This window comes from Escherichia sp. E13S3 (assembly GCF_004212325.1).
GTDB lineage: Bacteria > Pseudomonadota > Gammaproteobacteria > Enterobacterales > Enterobacteriaceae > Escherichia.
Window position 1 is genome coordinate 146,706 of record NZ_RHJR01000001.1, and the last position, 20,175, is coordinate 166,880.

Genomic DNA, 20,175 nt, shown 5'->3' on the forward strand with positions numbered 1-20,175 from the left:
GATAATATGACGCGCTCCTGGAATTTAATTGCTCTGTTATTCTCTGTGATATCAATGCCATCCATTGCTGATGATACAACACATACAGGTGTTGTACGGATAGAAGGAATAATAACGGCAAAGACTTGTATTGTTGCCGATGAGTCTAAAAATTTCACAGTTAACATGCCTGATGTTCCCAGTTATAGGGTGAGAAATTCAGGGAGTGTTACTGAAAAAGTTGGCTTCTCTGTAAAGTTAACCCGTTGTGGCAGTGATGTCGGTCATGCCAATGTCACGTTTGATGGAACATCAGTTAGTGAAGACACGGCCCTATATAAACTGGAAGAGGGCTCAGTCGAGGGGTTAGCACTGGCTATTTTTGACAACAACAAACAAAGTATTAGTAATGGTATAAAGAGTACAAGTTATGCCCTTACACCATTGGTAGATAATACATTGCATTTCTTTGCTGCTTATAAAGCTATAAAAAATGATGTACAACCAGGAGAGGCGAATGCATCAGTTTCCTTTATCGTCACTTATGATTAATGTGCTGATATGCTTTTTAATATGTTGCACAAATGCGCAGGCAGGAGTTGTTGTTGGCGGTACCCGTTTTGTTTACCCAGAAAAGCAGTCATCAATTTCGGTCGAGCTTAAAAATACTGCCAGTAAAGATATGCTGGTTAAAATTTCCGTGACACCTGATGATGGACGTCAGTTAAAAGGGACTATGGAATCCCAACCTTTACTACCAAATAAGGCGTTTATTGCCACGCCACCATTATTGGTACTTAAACAAGATAAAAATACCAAAATAAGAATTAATCGCGTGGGTGGTCAGTTACCTGTGGATCGTGAGAGTTTATTTATACTGAATGTTGCAGCGTTACCTGCTCAGGAACAAAACTCACAACTTAAGAACGAAAATCAACTCCAGGTAGCTGTACGCAACAGGATGAAAATATTTTATCGCCCGGAGACGTTATCAGGTAACCCACTTGATGCTTATCAACAGTTACGCTGGTCGCGACACAATGAAGCTGTCACCATTTTTAACCCTACGCCCTGGTATGTGACACTCTATAATTTATCTATTGATGGTAAAAGCATAAATGGTGGCATGGTCGCACCATTTAGCCATCGTCAACAGAATTGGTGTCAGCGGCAAGGATATTGTGAGATTAACTGGCAAACGTTGGATCTTTACAATAATGCTTTACCTGTTTGGAGCGTAAAATTAAATGTTTTACAAAATAATGCTATGGGTGCAGTAGCGATACATGGATAACCGGAGAAGCATGATGCTTACTTATTTTCGGGGAAATATAAAAGCAATTTGTATATTGTTTGTTCTTTTAGTCAGTAGCTGCTATAACATCGTATATGCTGAAGATATGGGACGGGATCGTGCTTTTTGTTATCCTGGTTCACCAGGTAATAATACTACCCCTGCGACATTTTCTTATAATTTTGGTACGGTGACTGTCTCAGATGTTAATAATAATTCGCCTGGGACAGTATTGCCAGCACAGAACTGGAAAATAGGGCGTTACAAGGCTTATTGTAATTCATTGGATGATTATGAAATTTATTTTACAGCTACATCTGGCATAGATCCGTCAGGCGCATCTGGTGATCATCAGGGGAGCGATATATTTATCCCTTTGACACATGAGATATCTGTTTCGACACATATTAAACTTTATAATAAAAACGGCACAATGACAGATAAGACGGTACCTTTTGAGAACTATAGCACCAATTATCCAGCGGACAGAAGTAAACCAGATAATTGGTCCTCTGGAACAGAAGGTTATATAAAAATTAGACTTGATAAAAAAATAATATCCGATATATCGATAAATAACGTATTGCTGGTTTCTTTGTATGTCAGCCAATTCCCAACAGAGCACGGACCAATTCCCGTATTTAATGCTTATATTGGCAACTTAAATATTGAGGTTCCACAAGGCTGCACAATTAATGAGGGCACCAGCTTCACGGTTAATATGCCGGATGTTTGGGCCAGTGAGTTAAGTCGTGCTGGCGCTGGAGCAAAGCCAACAGGTGTTTCTCCAGTTGCAACCACTATTCCTATAAATTGTACGAATAAGGATATTGATGCCGTAATGACGCTGGTTTTTGATGGCAATATCTCATCAACGAGAGATGTTAATGGCCGGCAAAGCATTATTCAGGCGGAGGATAACCCAGACGTTGGCATTATGATTATGGATAGCCAACAGGAATCCGTAGACTTGAACGCCCTTGCTGCGCATGTTGGTGTGCCATTTAAGTTAATTGAAAACCGAGCTGAGTCAGCTCAGACAGCAGACGTGACTTTTCTGTCTCTACCCGTTAGTACCACAGGGCGACTACCCGCTGCGGGTCGTTATAATGCCCTGGCTGTTTTGCGGGTGGAATACCAGTGATGTATGAGTCAGTGCAGAAACGGATTAGCCCGCTTTTAGCCATCGGTGCAAAATAAAGCACAGTAACAGCAAGGATGAATAATATGCAAAACAGAAAATGGATTTTGACCTCGCTGGTAATGACTTTTTTCGGCATCCCCATACTGACGCAATTTTTGGCAGCGGTTGTTGCCATGCTGGGTGCCGGGCTTGCCGCCATTCTTGAAGTTTGCAATTTACTCTTCACGCCAACAATTTACCTTCTGCTTAACATTTTTATGTTGGCGCTGGGTGCGATAATGCTATTTTTCTCGGGGCGAGTATGGGCGGGCGATAGTGCACCAGAAAAAAGAGAAATAGCCGCCTGGCGGCAATGTCTTTTTTTAGTTCCCGCTTTATTAACCCTGATTGGCTGGATAATCACGCTGCATCTGGCAGATTATCAATTTCGCCAGATGGGATCAGGTTGGTTGGCAGACCTTATGCTCCCCTGGCTGGGCGTTTTGTTAGTCTCATTAGTCGGTGGTGAGTACTGGTGGGTAGTCATTATTCCCGTTGGGGCGCATATCAGTTTTTCGCTAGGATACAGCTGGCCAACCAGACATTCTTTAACCGGCACATCCGGGCTACGTTGCCGTAATTCCCTCCTGTTTATCCTTCTCATGCTTGGTTTTATCGCTGGTTATCAGGCTCATTTATATAAAGAACTTAATCCAGGCGTTGGTGTACGCGAAAATATTGATACCTGGGCCTGGCAACCCGATAAACTCAATAATCAACTGACGCCACTGCGTGGTAAACCGCAAATTCAGTTCACTCAAAACTGGCCGCGACTCGATGGCGCCACGGCAGCGTACCCAATTTATGCTTCTGCCTTTTATGCGTTAAGCGTAATACCAGAGGATTTTCACGTCTGGGAATATCTGGATAACTCTCGTACCCCCGAAGCATATAATAAGATTGTTAAAGGTGATGCCGATATTATCTTTGTGGCTCAACCTTCCGGTGGGCAGAAAAAACGCGCAGGGGAATCGGGCGTCACTTTGAACTACACACCTTTCGCCCGTGAAGCGTTTGTTTTCATCGTCAATGCGGATAACCCGGTTAATTCCCTGACTGAACAACAAGTGCGTGACATCTTCAGTGGCTCAATTACCAACTGGCGCACGGTTGGCGGTAATGATCAGGAGATCCAGACCTGGCAACGCCCGGAAGACTCTGGCAGTCAGACGGTGATGCAATCACAGGTTATGAAAAATGTCCGCATGATCTCACCACAGGAAACTGAGGTGGCTAGTATGATGGGAGGAATGATTAAAGTTGTTGCCGAATACCGTAATACAAACAACGCAATAGGCTACACCTTCCGCTATTACGCGACGCAAATGAATGCTGACAAAAATATCAAATTGTTATCGATTAACGGTATTACACCGACTGCGGAAACATCCGTAACGGCAAATATCCGTATATCGTCGATGCCTTTATGGTAACGCGGGAAAATACGACGTCAGAGACACAAAAATTGGTGGAATGGTTTTTAACTCCGCAAGGGCAGAGCCTGGTGGAAGATGTGGGATATGTGCCGATGTATCCAACAATGAAATAACCCTCGAGGGAAAGGAATCAACGCGATGAATAAATTCACAGGCGTTTTACTGTTAGGTGCAGTATTACTGGCGGGATGCGCCGACCGGGAAGGGTACTATAACAGCGTCAGGGAAGAAGAGAGCCATGGCCTGACGTCTCTGCGGGGACAACCTGAATTCCGTTACAGCGAAGATTGGACAAGATGGCCGAGAGTGTACGGTGCAACAGCTTTATACCCGCTGTATGCTTCTGCATATTATGAATTAGTACCGGAGCCGAAAGATGCGGATCAAACCTCGCTGGCCTGGCAGGCGTATGGTTTACAGCAAACCCGAACAGCGGAAGCCTACGATAGTCTGATTAAAGGTACTGCGACTGTTATTTTTGTCGCGCAACCCTCTGAAGGGCAGAAAAAACGTGCAGGAGAAGCGGGCGTTAAGCTGAAATATACCGCGTTTGCCCGCGAAGCCTTTGTCTTTATCGTTGATATCAAAAACCCGGTTAATTCACTTAGCGAACGGCAGGTCAAAGACATTTTTAGCGGTAAAGTGAGTCGCTGGAATAAAGTGGGCGGCAGTGACGAAAGTATAAAAGTCTGGCAGCGGCCAGAAGATTCAGGAAGCCAAACGGTTATGAAGGGACTGGTTATGCAAGATACTCCAATGCTGCCAGCCAAAAAATCCACTGTTATTGATCTTATGGGCGGTTTAATTACCGAAGTCGCCGACTACCAAAATACACCATCTTCCATTGGATACACCTTCCACTATTACGTCACACGTATGAATGACAATATGCTTAAAATGCGCAAACAGATCAAACTGTTGGCTATAAACGGCGTTGCGCCTACAGAGGAAAATATTCGTAACGGATCTTATCCCTATGTTGTGGATGCCTATATGGTGACGCGTGAAAACCCCACGCCGGAAACGCAGAAATTCGTTGACTGGTTTTTAAGCCCGAGGGGCAGCAATTGGTAGAGGATGTGGGCTATGTGCCGCTGTATAAAACGCAACCTTAGAGCAGGGAAATAATATGGATACTACCATTATTCGCCTGAACGCGGCGAATGCTCGTTTTGTTTATCAACCGTTTACACGCGACCAGCGGGCGAGGGGGTAATTATGCAACCCAGCCCCGCCATGCAGGCATTAATTGAGCAGATATATCACACCTTTCACCGTTATCCGGTGCCGAAGCAATTTGTGGTTTGTTGTGAATATTGCCTGAGTCAGCAGGAACAAAAGGCATTACGGAATACATCGTTACGAGCGATCCCTTATTCTTTAATCAATGCCTGGAATAGTAGTCCTGGTCCTGATCCGCAAAACAGCGATGAAGTCCGTTATTTTCTGCCGCGTCTACTGGAATTTGTTGCGCAGGGGTATTTTGACAATATTCACGAAGTCTTTTCTCTGCGGCGTATCAACCTGGCTAATAAAGCAAACTGGCGTGCGGATGAACTGGCGATATTGCAGCAATTTGCCTGCCAGTATATGGCTGATTGGGTATCTGGCGATGAAGCTGTCGAATTACAGTACATGCTGGAAATGTTTTTCCGTGCCGATATCGCCCTTGCGCCATTGCTTGATGCCGTTATCTCTGTACCCGGTTACCAGCCCACAGTGTCAGTGGCATGTTTACTGTGGCATAACAGGGAAGAGAATATCCAGAATAGTAGCTTTGAGCAGGATGATGACGATAAAGCTATTACCGCCCAAATCAATACCTGGGCTGACAACAATCAATCCATCCTGAAAGAACGCTCGCGGCAAGCGATTGAGAACCCGCTTAGGCAGCCTGAACAGGGCACACGATATCAGGTCTGGGAAGATGACTGGATGATTGATGAGTGTTTATGCGCGATGTATGACGCATCATCCGAATCACCAGGGCAATAAAGATGAATAAAATCAGACTTTATATTCCACCGCTAATTCTCGGCTTTGTTATTGTGCCGTTGTTGGTGTGGCCGACGGTGGTTGCGCTGGCTGCTTTTGGTATCACGCTGAGTTTTCTGATGGAAATACTGTTCTCAATCCCGCTCATGATCAGGCGTATTTCACTTCTGCAATTACAACTTGGGTTGTTGGCTGAATATGCGTTTTCTTCTGTGCAATGGTGGGTGTTGGTTGGCAATTTGCGCGTAGAACGTCACCTGAACTGAAGAGCAGACAACATTGTTGGCTGGTATTTGCACCAGTTTATTTCTGGTTGCTCCTGTGGAATATCATTTTTTATGTCGCGCCAGCGCAAATTGCTTTGCTGGAAAATATGCGCAGTTTCTTTCTGACAGTCGTCTGGCTCCCACTGAATTTTTCGCCATTTTGGTCCCAACCGTGGACTGGCTTTGTCGGCCCGATAAGTGCACAGCTTGGTTTTGCGTTGGGATATTATTGCCAGTGGCGTAGCAAAAATAGAAGCCAGAGGAAGAAGTGGGGCGAGTGGGTAATGTGTCTGAGTTTTGTTACGTTGGGTATGATGGCGTGGGCTTTGCGGTAATTCCCTGAATCAAAAAGTAGGTTAGATTGAAATTTGACCTCAGATTGTTGACGAAGTGCGCTTTGTGCATGCCGGATGCGACATGAACGTCTTATTGGCCTACAAGACCATGCAAATTCAATATATTGCATAAACCACGTAGGCCTGATAAGCGTAGCGCATCAGGCAATTTTATGTTTGTCATCAGTCTCAGGTCAGATTGAAATCTGACCTGACCACCTTACGTTAATTTACGACGCCAGCGACAACTTCTGCTGCGTATACTCCACCAGCCACTGACTCACACGAGACTGTTGTTCCGCATTCAGCCACATGCCTTGTTTTGTGCGACGCCACAGGGCATCGTCGGCGCGACGGACCCATTCGTGGTCGACCAGATATTTCAGTTCCGCTTCGTAGAACTCATGACCGAAATCCTCCCCGAGGTCGCTTATCGCCCCCGCATTGCCGAGCAGCAGCTCGCTGTTGCTGCCGTAAGTGCGCGCATAATGACGTGCCAGCGATTCGGTCAGGAATGGGTAACGGCGGCGCAGACGCGCGGCATAATCGTCGCGGTCGCCTTCAATGGCACCACCCGGCAGCACGCTCTCTTTCGTCCACGCCGGGCCAATACCCTGATAATACGGCGTTAGTTTTTCCAGCGCATGTTCCGCCAGTTTGCGGTAGGTGGTCAGCTTGCCGCCAAATACCGACAGCAGCGGTGCTTTGCCGTTTTCATCATGGATATCAAGGGTGTAATCACGGGTGATTGCCTGCGGTGAGTCGGATTCATCATCACACAGCGGGCGCACGCCGGAGTAGGTCCAGACGATATCGTCACGGCTTAGCTGCTTTTTAAAGTGCGTGTTATACACTTTCAGCAGGTAATTGATTTCACTCTCTTCAATCTTCACTGCTTTTGGATCGCCTTTGTATTCCACATCGGTGGTGCCGATGATGGAAAACTCGTCCATCCATGGGATCACGAACACAATACGTTTATCTTCGTTTTGCAGAATGTAGGCTTGCTTCTGGGTATGCACGCGTGGCACCACAATATGGCTGCCTTTGATCAGGCGAATGCCATAAGGCGAAGGCAGATGCATCCCATCGTCGAAGAACTGCTTCACCCACGGGCCGGTGGCGTTCACCAGGCCGCGTGCCTGCCAGCTGTATTTTTTACCGGTATCGATATCTTCCGCTTCCACAATCCACAGGCCGTTTTCGCGGCGAGCAGAAGTGGCACGAGTACGAGTAAGCACTTCGCCGCCTTTACGCACCACCATCTGGGCGTTGGCGAGTACCAGACGGGCGTCGTCAACCCAACAGTCGGAATATTCGAATCCGCGCTTAATTTCCGGTTTTAACACTGAATTTGCGCCAAAACGCAAACCGGTTGATCCCGGCAGGCTGGTGCGTTTGCCCAGATGATCGTACATGAACAGACCAATACGAATCATCCACGCCGGGCGCAGATGCGGACGATGCGGCAAGCGAAAACGCATCGGGAAGGCGATATGCGGGGCCATTTTCAGTAGCACTTCACGTTCGGCCAGCGCCTCGCTGACCAGTCGGAATTCATAGTGCTCAAGGTAGCGCAGGCCACCGTGAATGAGTTTTGAACTGGCGGAGGAGGTCGCGCAAGCGAGATCCTGGGCTTCCAGCATCAGCGCGGATAAACCGCGTCCAGCGGCGTCTGCCGCGATACCAGCACCATTGATGCCGCCACCTATCACAATCAGATCTTTGGTTTCCATGCTGCCCTCATTCACTTTCGTTAAAGCTCATAAATGTTCGTTATCGAACATATTAGCAAAGAATCGCGCTTTGGGTAACATTGAAAAAACATTTTAGAGTGATATGTATAACATTATGGCGTTTATCTGCCGCTTCGACGTAAACTGTGCGGTAAATTTGCCCACTTGTTTGTAAAGAAAGAGAGACGCATGGATCAGTTCGAATGTATTAACGTTGCCGACGCGCACCAGAAGTTGCAGGAAAAAGAGGCGGTGCTGGTCGATATTCGCGATCCACAGAGTTTCGCAATGGGGCATGCGGCGCAGGCTTTCCATTTGACTAACGACACACTGGGCGCGTTTATGCGTGATAACGACTTCGATACGCCGGTGATGGTGATGTGTTACCACGGTAATAGCAGCAAAGGCGCGGCGCAGTATCTGCTGCAACAGGGCTACGATGTGGTCTATAGCATTGATGGCGGTTTTGAAGCCTGGCAACGTCAGTTTCCCACAGAGGTGGCGTACGGCGCGTAAGGCTTTATACTGTCCCCTTTTGTGTGGAATAAGCGACAGCAACAATGTTGATGATTACCTCTTTTGCTAACCCCCGCGTGGCGCAGGCGTTTGTCGATTACATGGCGACGCAGGGTGTTATCCTCACGATTCAACAACATAATCAAAGCGATGTCTGGCTGGCGGATGAATCCCAGGCTGAACGTGTGCGGGCGGAGCTGGCGCGTTTTCTCGAAAACCCGGCTGATCCGCGTTATCTCGCTGCCAGCTGGCAGGCGGGCCATACCGGCAGTGGCCTGCATTATCGCCGTTATCCTTTCTTTGCTGCCTTGCGTGAACGTGCAGGTCCGGTAACCTGGGTGATGATGATCGCCTGCGTGCTGGTGTTTATCGCCATGCAAATCCTTGGCGATCAGGACGTGATGCTATGGTTGGCCTGGCCATTCGATCCGACGCTGAAATTTGAGTTCTGGCGCTACTTCACCCATGCGTTAATGCATTTCTCACTAATGCATATCCTCTTTAACTTGCTCTGGTGGTGGTATCTCGGCGGTGCGGTGGAAAAACGCCTCGGTAGCGGTAAGCTAATTGTCATTACTCTCATTAGCGCCCTGTTAAGTGGCTATGTGCAGCAAAAATTCAGCGGGCCGTGGTTTGGCGGGCTTTCTGGCGTGGTGTATGCGCTGATGGGCTACGTCTGGCTACGTGGCGAACGCGATCCGCAAAGTGGCATTTACCTGCAACGTGGGTTAATCATCTTCGCGCTGATCTGGATTGTTGCCGGATGGTTTGATTTGTTTGGGATGTCGATGGCGAACGGAGCACACATCGCCGGGTTAGCCGTGGGTTTAGCGATGGCTTTTGTTGATTCGCTCAATGCGCGAAAACGAAAATAATTCCAGGGATTTATAAATGAAACAAACACAACGTCACAACGGTATTATCGAACTGGTTAAACAGCAGGGTTATGTCAGCACCGAAGAGCTGGTAGAGCATTTCTCCGTCAGCCCGCAGACTATTCGCCGCGACCTCAACGAGCTGGCAGAGCAAAACCTGATCCTGCGCCATCATGGTGGAGCGGCGCTGCCTTCCAGTTCGGTTAACACGCCGTGGCACGATCGCAAGGCCACCCAGACCGAAGAAAAAGAGCGCATCGCCCGTAAAGTGGCGGAGCAAATCCCCAACGGCTCGACGCTGTTTATCGATATCGGCACCACGCCGGAAGCGGTGGCGCACGCGCTGCTCAATCACAGCAATTTGCGCATTGTCACCAACAATCTCAACGTTGCTAACACGTTGATGGTAAAAGACGATTTTCGCATCATTCTCGCCGGAGGCGAATTACGCAGCCGCGATGGCGGGATCATTGGCGAAGCGACGCTCGATTTTATCTCTCAGTTCCGTCTGGACTTTGGCATTCTGGGGATCAGCGGCATCGATAGCGACGGCTCGCTGCTGGAGTTCGATTACCACGAAGTTCGCACCAAACGCGCCATTATTGAGAACTCGCGTCACGTTATGCTGGTTGTCGATCACTCGAAATTTGGCCGTAATGCGATGGTCAATATGGGTAGCATCAGCATGGTTGATGCCGTCTACACCGACGCCCCGCCGCCAGCGGGCGTGATGCAGGTGCTGACGGACCATCATATTCAACTGGAGCTGTGCTGATCCTGCACGGCTTCCCACGTCAGACCAAAACGCGCCAGGTATTTGCGTAGCCGATCCGCGTCATTGACGCTGGCTTTGCCCTGGCGCGAAACATCAAAAAGCTGTCGTCCAGCTGCGGAAAGCGACTTTGCCTGGCGGCAGATAGCGATAACGTGTTCCAGTTGCATACGGTCGAAGAGATCGATGTTTTCTGCCTCTGCGCCCAGCAACGCCGTAAGCGCGGAGGGGCGGCTCTCCTGCCAGTTATAGCGCAGACGGTTTATCTCATCTTCAACCACGTCCAGAGTGATGCGTCCGCTAGTGGCAAAGGTGGCCATCCGCGTGACGCTGGCAGAAAGTTCGCGAAAGTTACCGCGCCATGTTGCCTGGGGAGATGTCGCAAAGGCCAGCCAGGCGCGCCGTGCTTCGGTGTTAAAACGCACGCTGTCGCCGGTGAGTGAGGCGTGGCGCTCCACTTCATAATCCAGGTTAGGTTCAATATCTTCCTGGCGCTGGCGCAGCCCCGGCAGGGTGAAGGTCCAGAGATTGATCCGTGCGTATAGATCTTCGCGAAATTTGCCTTCGGCAACCAGCTGGCGTAAATCGCGCACCGTTCCGGCGATGAGCTGAAAATCACTGCTCACCTGGCGATCGCTGCCAAACGGGTAAAAGGTTTTCTCTTCAATGGCTTTCAGCAGCATTGCCTGTTCGTCTGCGCCCAGTTCGCCAATCTCATCAAGAAACAACATTCCACCGTTGGCGCTGCGTAACAAACCTTCCCGCGATTCCCGCGCCCCGGTAAACGCGCCTTTTACATGACCAAACAGCGTCGACATGGCGGTATCGCCGCGCAGGGTGGCGCAGTTCACTTCCACAAACGCGCCGCTAAACTGATGCCGTGCCTGTTTTAACTCGAAGATGCGTCGCGCCAGAAATGACTTGCCCGCACCGGTCGGGCCGTTAAGCAGGATCGGTGCGCGGGATTTGATCGCCACTTTTTCGATCTGCTCAATCATGCGGTTGAAGTGGGGGTTACGCGTGGCAATGCCGGACTTAAGAAAATCAAGCGTTTGCTGGCGTTCCTTGGCAAAGCGGCTGGCGATGGCGTTATAACGGCTTAAATCGAGATCGATAATCGTCACCGCGCCTGGACTATCGGGTTGCTCTTTTTTGCGCGGAGGCGAGGTCTGCGCCAGCCGGGCGGGCAGGTAACGCGCTTCCGCCAGCAGAAACCAGCAAATCTGCGCGACGTGGGTGCCGGTGGTGATGTGAATTAAATAGTCTTCTTTATCAGGTTGGAACGCGTAACCACGGGCGAAGTCATGCAGGCAGGCGTAAACCTCTTCGAAATCCCATGGGTTATGCAGTTCAATCTCAACGCTCACCACTTCTGTTTCTGGCGAAACGCTGGCGATATCGCGTTTAAGCGTTTCAAATAGCGAGCGCGAGCGGGCGTCGTGCAATAATTCCAGTCGATCGATGACCAACGATTCTTGCTGGCATAAACAGAGTGTCGGACGCCATTTTGACCAGCGCTGACTACCGCGCCCGGCATAATCCAGCACCGTTCCGACAAAGCCAAAAGCCACTGTTTTACGCATCTTAGATATCCTTATAAAAGACGATATTTCATTATCGGTAAATTGGCTTTGCGGGAAATCTCCGTTTACGGACGTAAAGATTTTATCTATTTAAAAACAATGAATTAAAAAATTAACCTGCATATTTAATTTTCTGGCACGATGGTTGCAATTATCAGGACATACCAACGAAAAGAGAAAAACAAAATGAATTACGAATTACTGACCACTGAAAATGCCCCGGTAAAAATGTGGACCAAAGGCGTGCCGGTAGAACCCGATGCACGTCAGCAACTTATTAATACGGCGAAGATGCCGTTTATTTTCAAACATATTGCGGTAATGCCTGATGTACACCTGGGTAAAGGTTCCACCATTGGTAGCGTGATCCCGACTAAAGGGGCGATTATTCCGGCGGCGGTGGGCGTGGATATCGGTTGTGGAATGAACGCACTGCGTACCGCGTTAACGGCGGCAGACCTGCCTGAAAACCTGGCGGAGCTGCGTCAGGCAATTGAAACGGCCGTGCCGCATGGGCGTACCACTGGCCGTTGTAAACGTGATAAAGGCGCATGGGAAAACCCGCCTGTTAACGTCGATGCGAAATGGGCTGAGCTTGAAGCCGGTTATCAGTGGTTAACGCAAAAATATCCCCGTTTCCTTAACACTAACAACTATAAACACCTGGGAACGCTGGGAACGGGTAACCACTTTATTGAAATCTGCCTTGATGAGTCGGACCAGGTGTGGATTATGCTGCACTCCGGTTCACGCGGAATCGGTAACGCCATCGGAACATATTTTATCGATCTGGCACAAAAAGAGATGCAGGACCAGCTTGAGACGTTGCCGTCGCGTGACCTGGCGTACTTTCTGGAAGGAACAGAATACTTTGATGATTACCTGAAAGCCGTGGCCTGGGCGCAGCTTTTTGCCAGCCTTAACCGCGATGCGATGATGGAAAACGTGGTAACGGCGTTGCAGAGCATTACGCAGAAAACGGTAAGACAGCCACAAACGCTGGCGATGGAAGAGATCAACTGTCACCACAACTATGTGCAAAAAGAACAGCACTTTGGCGAAGAGATCTATGTGACGCGTAAAGGCGCGGTGTCTGCGCGTGCTGGTCAATATGGAATTATTCCCGGTTCGATGGGAGCGAAAAGCTTTATCGTCCGTGGGCTGGGAAATGAAGAGTCGTTCTGTTCATGCAGCCACGGTGCCGGGCGGGTAATGAGCCGTACTAAAGCGAAAAAACTGTTCAGCGTGGAAGATCAAATTCGTGCCACCGCGCATGTGGAATGCCGTAAAGATGCCGAAGTGATCGACGAAATCCCGATGGCGTATAAAGATATTGATGCGGTGATGGCGGCACAAAGCGATCTGGTGGAAGTTATCTACACCCTGCGTCAGGTGGTGTGCGTAAAAGGATAAATGATGAAAAGGATGATTGCGCTGGATGGCGCACAGGGCGAAGGCGGCGGGCAGATCCTGCGTTCGGCGCTGAGCCTGTCGATGATAACCGGCCAGCCATTTACCATCACCGGCATTCGTGCCGGGCGGGCGAAACCGGGGCTGTTGCGCCAGCATCTGACTGCGGTAAAGGCGGCGACGGAAATTTGCGGAGCAACGGTGGAAGGCGCGGAGCTGGGATCGCAGCGTCTGGTCTTCCGGCCTGGTACCGTGCGCGGCGGCGATTACCGCTTTGCTATCGGTAGCGCCGGAAGTTGTACGCTGGTGCTGCAAACGGTGCTGCCCGCGCTGTGGTTTGCCGATGGGCCTTCGCGTGTTGAAGTGAGCGGCGGCACCGATAACCCGTCGGCCCCGCCTGCGGATTTTATCCGCCGGGTGCTGGAGCCGCTGCTGGCGAAAATAGGAGTTCATCAGCAAACCACATTATTACGCCACGGTTTTTACCCTGCCGGAGGCGGCGTGGTGGCAACGGATGTCTCGCCCGTGGCATCGTTTAACACCTTGCAACTTGGCGAGCGCGGGAACATTGTGCAGATGCGTGGAGAGGTGCTACTGGCTGGTGTGCCGCGCCATGTTGCTGAGCGTGAAATCGCTACACTGGTGGGTAGTTTTTCCCTGCATGAGCAGAATATTCATAACCTGCCGCGCGACCAGGGGCCGGGTAATACCGTCTCGCTTGAAGTCGAAAGTGAAAATATCACCGAACGCTTTTTTGTCGTCGGTGAAAAGCGCGTCAGTGCCGAGGTGGTCGCGGCACAGTTAGTGAAAGAGGTGAAACGCTACCTGGCAAGCCCAGCGGCGGTGGGGGAATATCTCGCTGACCAGTTGGTTCTGCCGATGGCGCTGGCGGGCGCGGGACAATTTACGGTCGCCCATCCCTCATGCCATCTGCTGACCAATATTGCCGTGGTGGAGCGTTTCTTGCCCGTGCAGTTCAGTCTGACAGAAACAGACGGCGTAACGCGAGTGAGCGTTGAATGATGCAGAGATGTCAGCCGGATCTGGCGCGTTATCCGGCTAAATTCACACTCCATACCCCATCATCTTCAGCAGTTTCTGCGCGTGTTGTACCGCAGCCTGGCGGTGGGCGACGCCGAGTTTCTGATACAGGTTGCGGATATGCGTCTTGATAGTGGTCGCTGCGACTTCCAGCTCGCCCGCAATTTGTTCGTTGCTGTAACCGGAGTAAATCAGCCCCAGTACTTGCCATTCACGTTGTGTCAGCGGGCTGGTGCGGATAAGTTCTGGCACTTCCGGATGATTTAGCAGACGTTCAACGAAACTCTCATCGAAATGGGCGAATTTATGTCGATGATGTTGATTGATTTCCCGCAGAATACGCTGCGCGCGGTGCTGTTCCAGTTCCGGCAACGTATTGAGTTGAATCAGCTGACGTAACTGTTGCGCCATCGCTTCGCCTTCAATAACAAAATGACTGATAAATCCAGTGCGGTTTGCCAGTTTTAATGCATCCAGCAACACACGCTGGGCGTCGCTTTTACGCCCAGCTTGCCAGTACAACTGATTGAGTAAAAGCAGGTTCCGGTTGAGGTCGCTCATTAACCGCAGACTGCGGGCGTTTTCGTTCAGTTCTTCGAGGACTATTTCCGCCGGTTCAAACTCTCCCAGCAAGATTTGTGCGCGGGCAATGTTGCGCCATTGACCTTGCAGGAAGTGATTGTTCGCAAACTCTGGTTTCGCAGTATGGCTCAGCCAGTTGGCGGCAGCCGCTTTATCTCCGGTCATTTGCCAGTAAATCACCCGGACTTTGTTGGCGTTAGAGATCCAGTCGCTGTGATATTTGCCATTCCCCAGCAGGTTTTCCAGACGGTTTAGCTGGCTACGGGCGTTATCTAAATCGCCACGAGCCAGCGAGCATTGAATCAACATTGCCAGGCACTGAAGCTGTTGCTGCGGCTGATAAGACGACAAGACTTCAATCCCGCTTCGCGCCGAGGCTTCGGCTTCATCCAGCCGCGCCCAGGCCCATAGCAGCTGTGCACGGATGCGCACCAGAAACTCATGCATCGGCAACTGTTCCAGATGCTGCTCGTTTATCAACTGGAACGCTTTTTCCTGTGTTTCCCATGCAGTTTGCAGGAACCCTTGGGCAAACAGAATTTCACTTTGCTGAATCAGACTCCACAAAGCGTAGTGCCAGACATCGTGCTGACGCGCCATTTGTTCGGTTTGCTGCATTAACGCCAGTGAGCGGGTCAATTCGCCTTTGCAGTGCAACACTTCGCCAAGCACGGATGTCGCGACAATGCGGCTGTAGAACCAGCCCGGGGGCAGTTCTTCCAGCGCCAGTTTTGCCAGCCGCTCGGCTTCATCCGGATTGCCGTCGTTAATAGCCACCTGGGCGCGCAGAGCGTTAAATTCTGCGTGCATGGTACCTTCCCTGATATCCTTGATCTCATGCTCGGCACGCGCCAGCAGGGTGTTCACTTCGCCATAGCGATGTTGGCTTTGCATCAGCCACGCCTGCAACAACACCAGCTGTGGGTTTTCCAGCAGGCTGTCCCACGGCAGGGCGTTGAGCGACTCTTCCAGCAGTGACAGTTCGCTATGGTTGAACAAACTCCAGGCGTGATTAAGCAGAATATCGCGCAGCATCAGCGCGTCGCCTGCGGCCAGCGCATGATGAATAGCTTCGCTGGGAAAACCTTGCGCCATCCAGCTTTCTGCGGCAGCACGGTGAATTTCCGGCAGTTCCGCCGCCAGTTCCCACTGGCAGCGCTGGCGCAGGAAGTTGCCAAACAACGGGTGATAGCAGAACCACTCGCCGGTATCATCCATCCGTTGCAAAAACAGTCCCTGACGTTCAATTTCTTCGAGGCGCATTTGCCCGTTGTCTTCACCGGTCACGCGGGTGATTAGCGCATCGTTCATCGAGCGTAAAATGGCACTTTTCAGTAGAAAATGGCGTGTCGCCAGATCAACGTTATCCAACACTTCATCGACCAGATAATCAGAAAGATGGCTGGCATTAATGCCCGCCAGGCGACGTGCGGATTTGTGCGCAGAGTGGGTATTCTGTCGGACGGAGAGGGCGATTAATTGTAAAGCCGTTGCCCAACCAGAAACGTCATCGCAAATCCGGCTACTTTCAGCGGCTTCAATGGGCGAAGACAGACGGCAATCAAAAAACTGCTTGGCTTCCTGGTGGGTAAACGCCAGTTGCTGGCTGCCAATTTCCAGCAGTTGGTCACGTACACGCAAATTGGCAATACCCAGTTGCGGAAGATTGCGCGACAAAACCACCAGGGTCAGATTTTCTGGTTGATGACGAATAAAGAAGCGCATTGACTCGTGAATCACTGGGTTGGTGATCAGATGATAATCGTCAATAACCAGGTAGAGCGGCTGGTGCCACTCTGCCAGTTCGATAAACAGTTGGGCAAAAAGTGAGGATAGACTGGCATATTGCCGCTTTTGCGCCATCACTTCACTGGCGGGGCAATGCCCGTTGGTGGCCTGTTGAATTGCGGCAATCAGGTAGCTGGCGAAACGTTCTTGCTGGTTATCGCCGTCATCCAGCGAGTACCAGCCCAAATCGTTTTTGCCTGCCGCCCATTGGGATATGAGCGTTGTCTTTCCGTAGCCCGCAGGACTTGTGATCAGCACCAGCCTGAAGTTGTTCGCGCCGGAAAGTTTAGCCAGCAGGCGCTCACGAACCACGGTATGGTCGAGTCGAACCGGACGACTTAATTTTGACGGAATCAGCATAGTTAATCACTTCACTGTGGAAATTGAGGAAATATTATTTTTTTTGCGCTTCGTAATTAATGGTTATAAGGTCGGCCAGAAATCTGTGCAATGCAAGCGATGACGGTTTTTTATGTGTCTGAATTTGCACTCTGTCACAATTCAAAACCTTTATTAATGTTTCATCTTAAAACTACGCTGATCCAGCGTAGATACTGGATCTTATGGTGTTTTCTCGTGGTTCAATAGTGTTATTAAAGCAATGATGCTTCCTTAATTCATGATGAAAGGTCTATCTAAAAAGATGATCTTAATAAATCTATTAAGAATGAGATGAATCACGATTGGTATTTCATTGCTGAAACTATTTCGCTGCTTTACTTAATTTATAGAGTGGCTTTCCGCTTTTTGATAATACGCGACGCCCTTTCTTACTGTTAATCGTCGATTTTTTTGCGCTCTTTGGCACTGGGCCGATGCTTTTGCAGTTGATTGCACTACCTTTAAGTGTTCGCGATCACATTTTCTTGCTCATCCCCGTCACTCCTCCCCGCCTAATCCCCCGTAGGATGAGGAAGGTCAACATGGAGCCTGGCAAACTAACGATAACGTTGTGTTTAATGTCTAAGAAAACTGGAACTCCTATGTCACAACCCATTTTTAATGAAAAGCAATTTCAGGAAGCCCTGTCACGTCAATGGCAGCGTTATGGCTTAACTTCTGCAGCTGAGATGACCCCTCGTCAGTGGTGGCAGGCCGTGAGTGAAGCGCTGGCGGAAATGTTGCGTGCCCAGCCTTTTGCCAAACCGACGGCGAATCAGCGCCATGTTAACTACATCTCAATGGAGTTTTTGATTGGTCGTCTGACGGGCAACAACCTGTTAAATCTCGGTTGGTATCAGGCTGTTCAGGATTCGCTGAAATCCTATGACATCAACCTGACAGAACTGCTGGAAGAAGAGACTGACCCGGCGCTGGGCAACGGCGGTCTGGGCCGTCTGGCGGCATGTTTCCTCGACTCAATGGCGACCGTCGGACAGTCCGCAACAGGCTATGGTCTGAACTATCAATATGGTCTGTTCCGTCAGTCGTTTGTTGACGGTCAACAAATGGAAGCGCCAGATGACTGGCATCGCGGTAACTATCCGTGGTTCAGCCATAATGAAGCGCTTGACGTGCAGGTTGGGATTGGTGGCAAGGTCACGAAAGACGGACGTTGGGAGCCCGCATTTACCATTACCGGCCAGGCGTGGGATTTACCTGTGTTGGGCTACCGAAATGGTGTGGCGCAGCCGCTGCGTTTATGGCAAGCGACACATGCGCATCCGTTTAACCTCACCAAATTCAACGACGGCGATTTCCTGCGTGCTGAACAACAGGGCATCGACGCTGAAAAACTGACTAAAGTGCTCTATCCAAACGACAACCATACTGCCGGTAAAAAACTGCGTCTGATGCAGCAATATTTCCAGTGTGCTTGTTCGGTTGCCGACATTCTGCGTCGTCACCATCTGGCGGGGCGTAAACTGCACGAGCTGGCAGATTACGAAGTCATTCAACTGAACGATACCCACCCGACTATCGCTATTCCGGAACTGCTGCGCGTGCTAATCGATGAGCACCAGATGAGCTGGGATGACGCATGGGCAATCACCAGCAATACCTTTGCTTATACCAACCATACCCTGATGCCAGAAGCACTGGAGTGCTGGGATGAGAAACTGGTAAAAGCCCTGCTGCCACGCCATATGCAGGTAATCAACGAAATTAACAACCGCTTTAAGAAGTTGGTGGAAAAAACCTGGCCGGGCGATAAAGCGGTATGGGCGAAGCTGGCGGTGGTGCATGACAAACAAGTTCGCATGGCCAATATGTGCGTGGTAAGCGGCTTTGCGGTAAACGGTGTGGCGGCGCTGCACTCGGATCTGGTGGTGAAAGATCTGTTCCCGGAATATCACCAGCTATGGCCGAACAAATTCCATAACGTCACCAACGGTATTACACCACGTCGCTGGATCAAACAGTGCAACCCGGCACTGGCAGCATTGTTGGATAAGTCACTGAAAAAAGAGTGGGCTAACGATCTCGATCAACTGATTAATCTGGAAAAATTCGCTGATGACGCGAAATTCCGTCAGCAATATCGCGAGATCAAACAGGCGAATAAAGTTCGTCTGGCGGAGTTTGTGAAAGTTCGTACCGGTATTGAAATCAATCCTCAGGCGATTTTCGATATTCAGATCAAACGCCTGCACGAGTACAAACGCCAGCACCTGAATCTGCTGCATATTCTGGCGTTGTACAAAGAAATTCGTGAAAACCCGCAGGCTGATCGCGTACCGCGCGTCTTCCTCTTCGGCGCGAAAGCGGCACCGGGCTACTACCTGGCGAAGAATATTATCTTTGCGATCAACAAAGTGGCTGACGTGATCAACAACGATCCGCAGGTGGGCGACAAGCTGAAGGTTGTATTCCTGCCAGATTATTGTGTATCTGCTGCGGAAATGCTGATCCCGGCGGCGGATATCTCCGAACAGATCTCCACCGCAGGTAAAGAAGCTTCTGGTACTGGCAATATGAAACTGGCGCTTAACGGTGCGCTCACTGTCGGCACGCTGGATGGCGCAAACGTGGAGATAGCCGAGAAAGTCGGTGAAGAGAACATCTTTATCTTTGGTCATACCGTCGAGCAGGTTAAGGCGCTGAAAGCGAAGGGCTATGACCCGGTGAAATGGCGGAAGAAAGATAAGGTCCTTGATGCGGTATTGAAGGAGCTGGAAAGCGGCAAATATAGCGATGGCGATAAACACGCGTTTGACCAGATGCTGCATAGCCTCGGTAAGCAGGGCGGCGATCCGTATCTGGTGATGGCGGACTTTGCGGCTTATGTCGAAGCGCAAAAACGCGTGGATGTGCTGTACCGCGACCAGGAGGCTTGGACTCGCGCGGCGATCCTCAATACCGCCCGCTGCGGTATGTTCAGCTCGGATCGCTCAATCCGTGATTATCAGGCTCGTATCTGGCAGGCAAAACGCTAAGGAAGCG

13 protein-coding genes and 4 pseudogenes are annotated in these 20,175 nt (G+C 50.1%); 14 read left to right on the plus strand and 3 right to left on the minus strand.

The genetic code is table 11. The features are described from left to right. The first annotated feature begins 6 nt into the window (after positions 1–6). The 8 genes and pseudogenes from D9597_RS00715 (at position 7) to D9597_RS00745 (ending at position 6,488) form a co-directional block, all read left to right on the plus strand. Entirely contained in the window at positions 7–531 is a 525-nt protein-coding gene (locus tag D9597_RS00715; RefSeq protein ID WP_130221374.1) for a fimbrial protein, read from the plus strand. After that, complete coding sequence (locus tag D9597_RS00720; protein WP_130221375.1) at positions 497–1,273, plus strand: molecular chaperone; 777 nt, start codon at positions 497–499, stop codon at positions 1,271–1,273. The genes D9597_RS00715 and D9597_RS00720 overlap by 35 nt, the downstream gene beginning before the upstream one ends. 13 nt (positions 1,274–1,286) lie before the next feature. Further along, the gene (locus tag D9597_RS00725; RefSeq protein WP_130221419.1) at positions 1,287–2,417 is read left to right on the plus strand and encodes a fimbrial protein; all 1,131 of its coding nucleotides are present in this window, start codon (positions 1,287–1,289) and stop codon (positions 2,415–2,417) included. Positions 2,418–2,500: 83 nt separating this feature from the next. Then, a pseudogene (locus D9597_RS23485) lies at positions 2,501–2,719 on the plus strand (phosphate ABC transporter substrate-binding protein); the annotation flags it as partial. Next, a pseudogene (locus tag D9597_RS00730) lies at positions 2,696–4,005 on the plus strand (PstS family phosphate ABC transporter substrate-binding protein). The pseudogenes D9597_RS23485 and D9597_RS00730, both read left to right, overlap by 24 nt. Positions 4,006–4,030: 25 nt before the next feature. After that, positions 4,031–5,007, plus strand: a pseudogene (locus D9597_RS00735) (PstS family phosphate ABC transporter substrate-binding protein). A gap of 103 nt (positions 5,008–5,110) precedes the next feature. Beyond that, positions 5,111–5,887 (plus strand): hypothetical protein, encoded by a 777-nt coding sequence (locus tag D9597_RS00740; RefSeq protein ID WP_130221376.1) that lies wholly within the window; start codon positions 5,111–5,113, stop codon positions 5,885–5,887. A 2-nt stretch (positions 5,888–5,889) separates the two neighbouring features. Next, positions 5,890–6,488, plus strand: a pseudogene (locus D9597_RS00745) (hypothetical protein). 230 nt (positions 6,489–6,718) lie between these two features. On the opposite strand, the gene glpD reads toward D9597_RS00745, so the two are convergent. Continuing rightward, positions 6,719–8,224 carry a glycerol-3-phosphate dehydrogenase gene (glpD, locus tag D9597_RS00750; protein ID WP_130221377.1) on the minus strand — a complete coding sequence of 502 codons (1,506 nt, stop codon included), beginning with the start codon at positions 8,222–8,224 and terminating at the stop codon, positions 6,719–6,721. A gap of 189 nt (positions 8,225–8,413) precedes the next feature. On the opposite strand from glpD, the gene glpE reads away from it, so the two are divergent. Genes glpE through D9597_RS00765 form a run of 3 tightly spaced genes read left to right on the plus strand, consistent with a single transcriptional unit; the run spans position 8,414 to position 10,390 of the window. Next, positions 8,414–8,740, plus strand: a complete 327-nt coding sequence (gene glpE / locus D9597_RS00755; protein ID WP_130221378.1) for a thiosulfate sulfurtransferase GlpE — start codon at positions 8,414–8,416, stop codon at positions 8,738–8,740. 44 nt (positions 8,741–8,784) lie between these two features. Further along, positions 8,785–9,615, plus strand: a complete 831-nt coding sequence (gene glpG, locus D9597_RS00760) for a rhomboid family intramembrane serine protease GlpG (protein ID WP_130221379.1) — start codon at positions 8,785–8,787, stop codon at positions 9,613–9,615. A gap of 16 nt (positions 9,616–9,631) precedes the next feature. Further along, positions 9,632–10,390, plus strand: a complete 759-nt coding sequence (locus D9597_RS00765) for a DeoR/GlpR family transcriptional regulator (protein ID WP_021550071.1) — start codon at positions 9,632–9,634, stop codon at positions 10,388–10,390. On the opposite strand, the gene rtcR is transcribed toward D9597_RS00765, so the two are convergent. Beyond that, a complete protein-coding gene (gene rtcR / locus D9597_RS00770; protein ID WP_130221380.1) occupies positions 10,372–11,970 on the minus strand; it encodes a DNA-binding transcriptional regulator RtcR in 1,599 nt (532 codons plus the stop codon). The two genes, D9597_RS00765 and rtcR, sit on opposite strands and share 19 nt — an antisense overlap. Before the next feature lie 186 nt (positions 11,971–12,156). On the opposite strand from rtcR, the gene rtcB reads away from it, so the two are divergent. Next, complete coding sequence (rtcB, locus tag D9597_RS00775; RefSeq protein ID WP_130221381.1) at positions 12,157–13,383, plus strand: RNA-splicing ligase RtcB; 1,227 nt, start codon at positions 12,157–12,159, stop codon at positions 13,381–13,383. Positions 13,384–13,386: 3 nt separating this feature from the next. Further along, positions 13,387–14,403: an RNA 3'-terminal phosphate cyclase gene (rtcA, locus tag D9597_RS00780; RefSeq protein WP_130221420.1), complete on the plus strand. Its 1,017-nt coding sequence runs from the start codon at positions 13,387–13,389 to the stop codon at positions 14,401–14,403. A gap of 42 nt (positions 14,404–14,445) precedes the next feature. On the opposite strand, the gene malT is transcribed toward rtcA, so the two are convergent. Beyond that, positions 14,446–17,151 carry an HTH-type transcriptional regulator MalT gene (gene malT, locus D9597_RS00785; RefSeq protein WP_130217682.1) on the minus strand — a complete coding sequence of 902 codons (2,706 nt, stop codon included), beginning with the start codon at positions 17,149–17,151 and terminating at the stop codon, positions 14,446–14,448. Positions 17,152–17,774: 623 nt separating this feature from the next. Here malT and malP point away from each other — a divergent pair. Continuing rightward, positions 17,775–20,168 carry a maltodextrin phosphorylase gene (gene malP, locus D9597_RS00790; RefSeq protein ID WP_130221382.1) on the plus strand — a complete coding sequence of 798 codons (2,394 nt, stop codon included), beginning with the start codon at positions 17,775–17,777 and terminating at the stop codon, positions 20,166–20,168. The last annotated feature ends 7 nt before the right edge of the window (positions 20,169–20,175 follow it).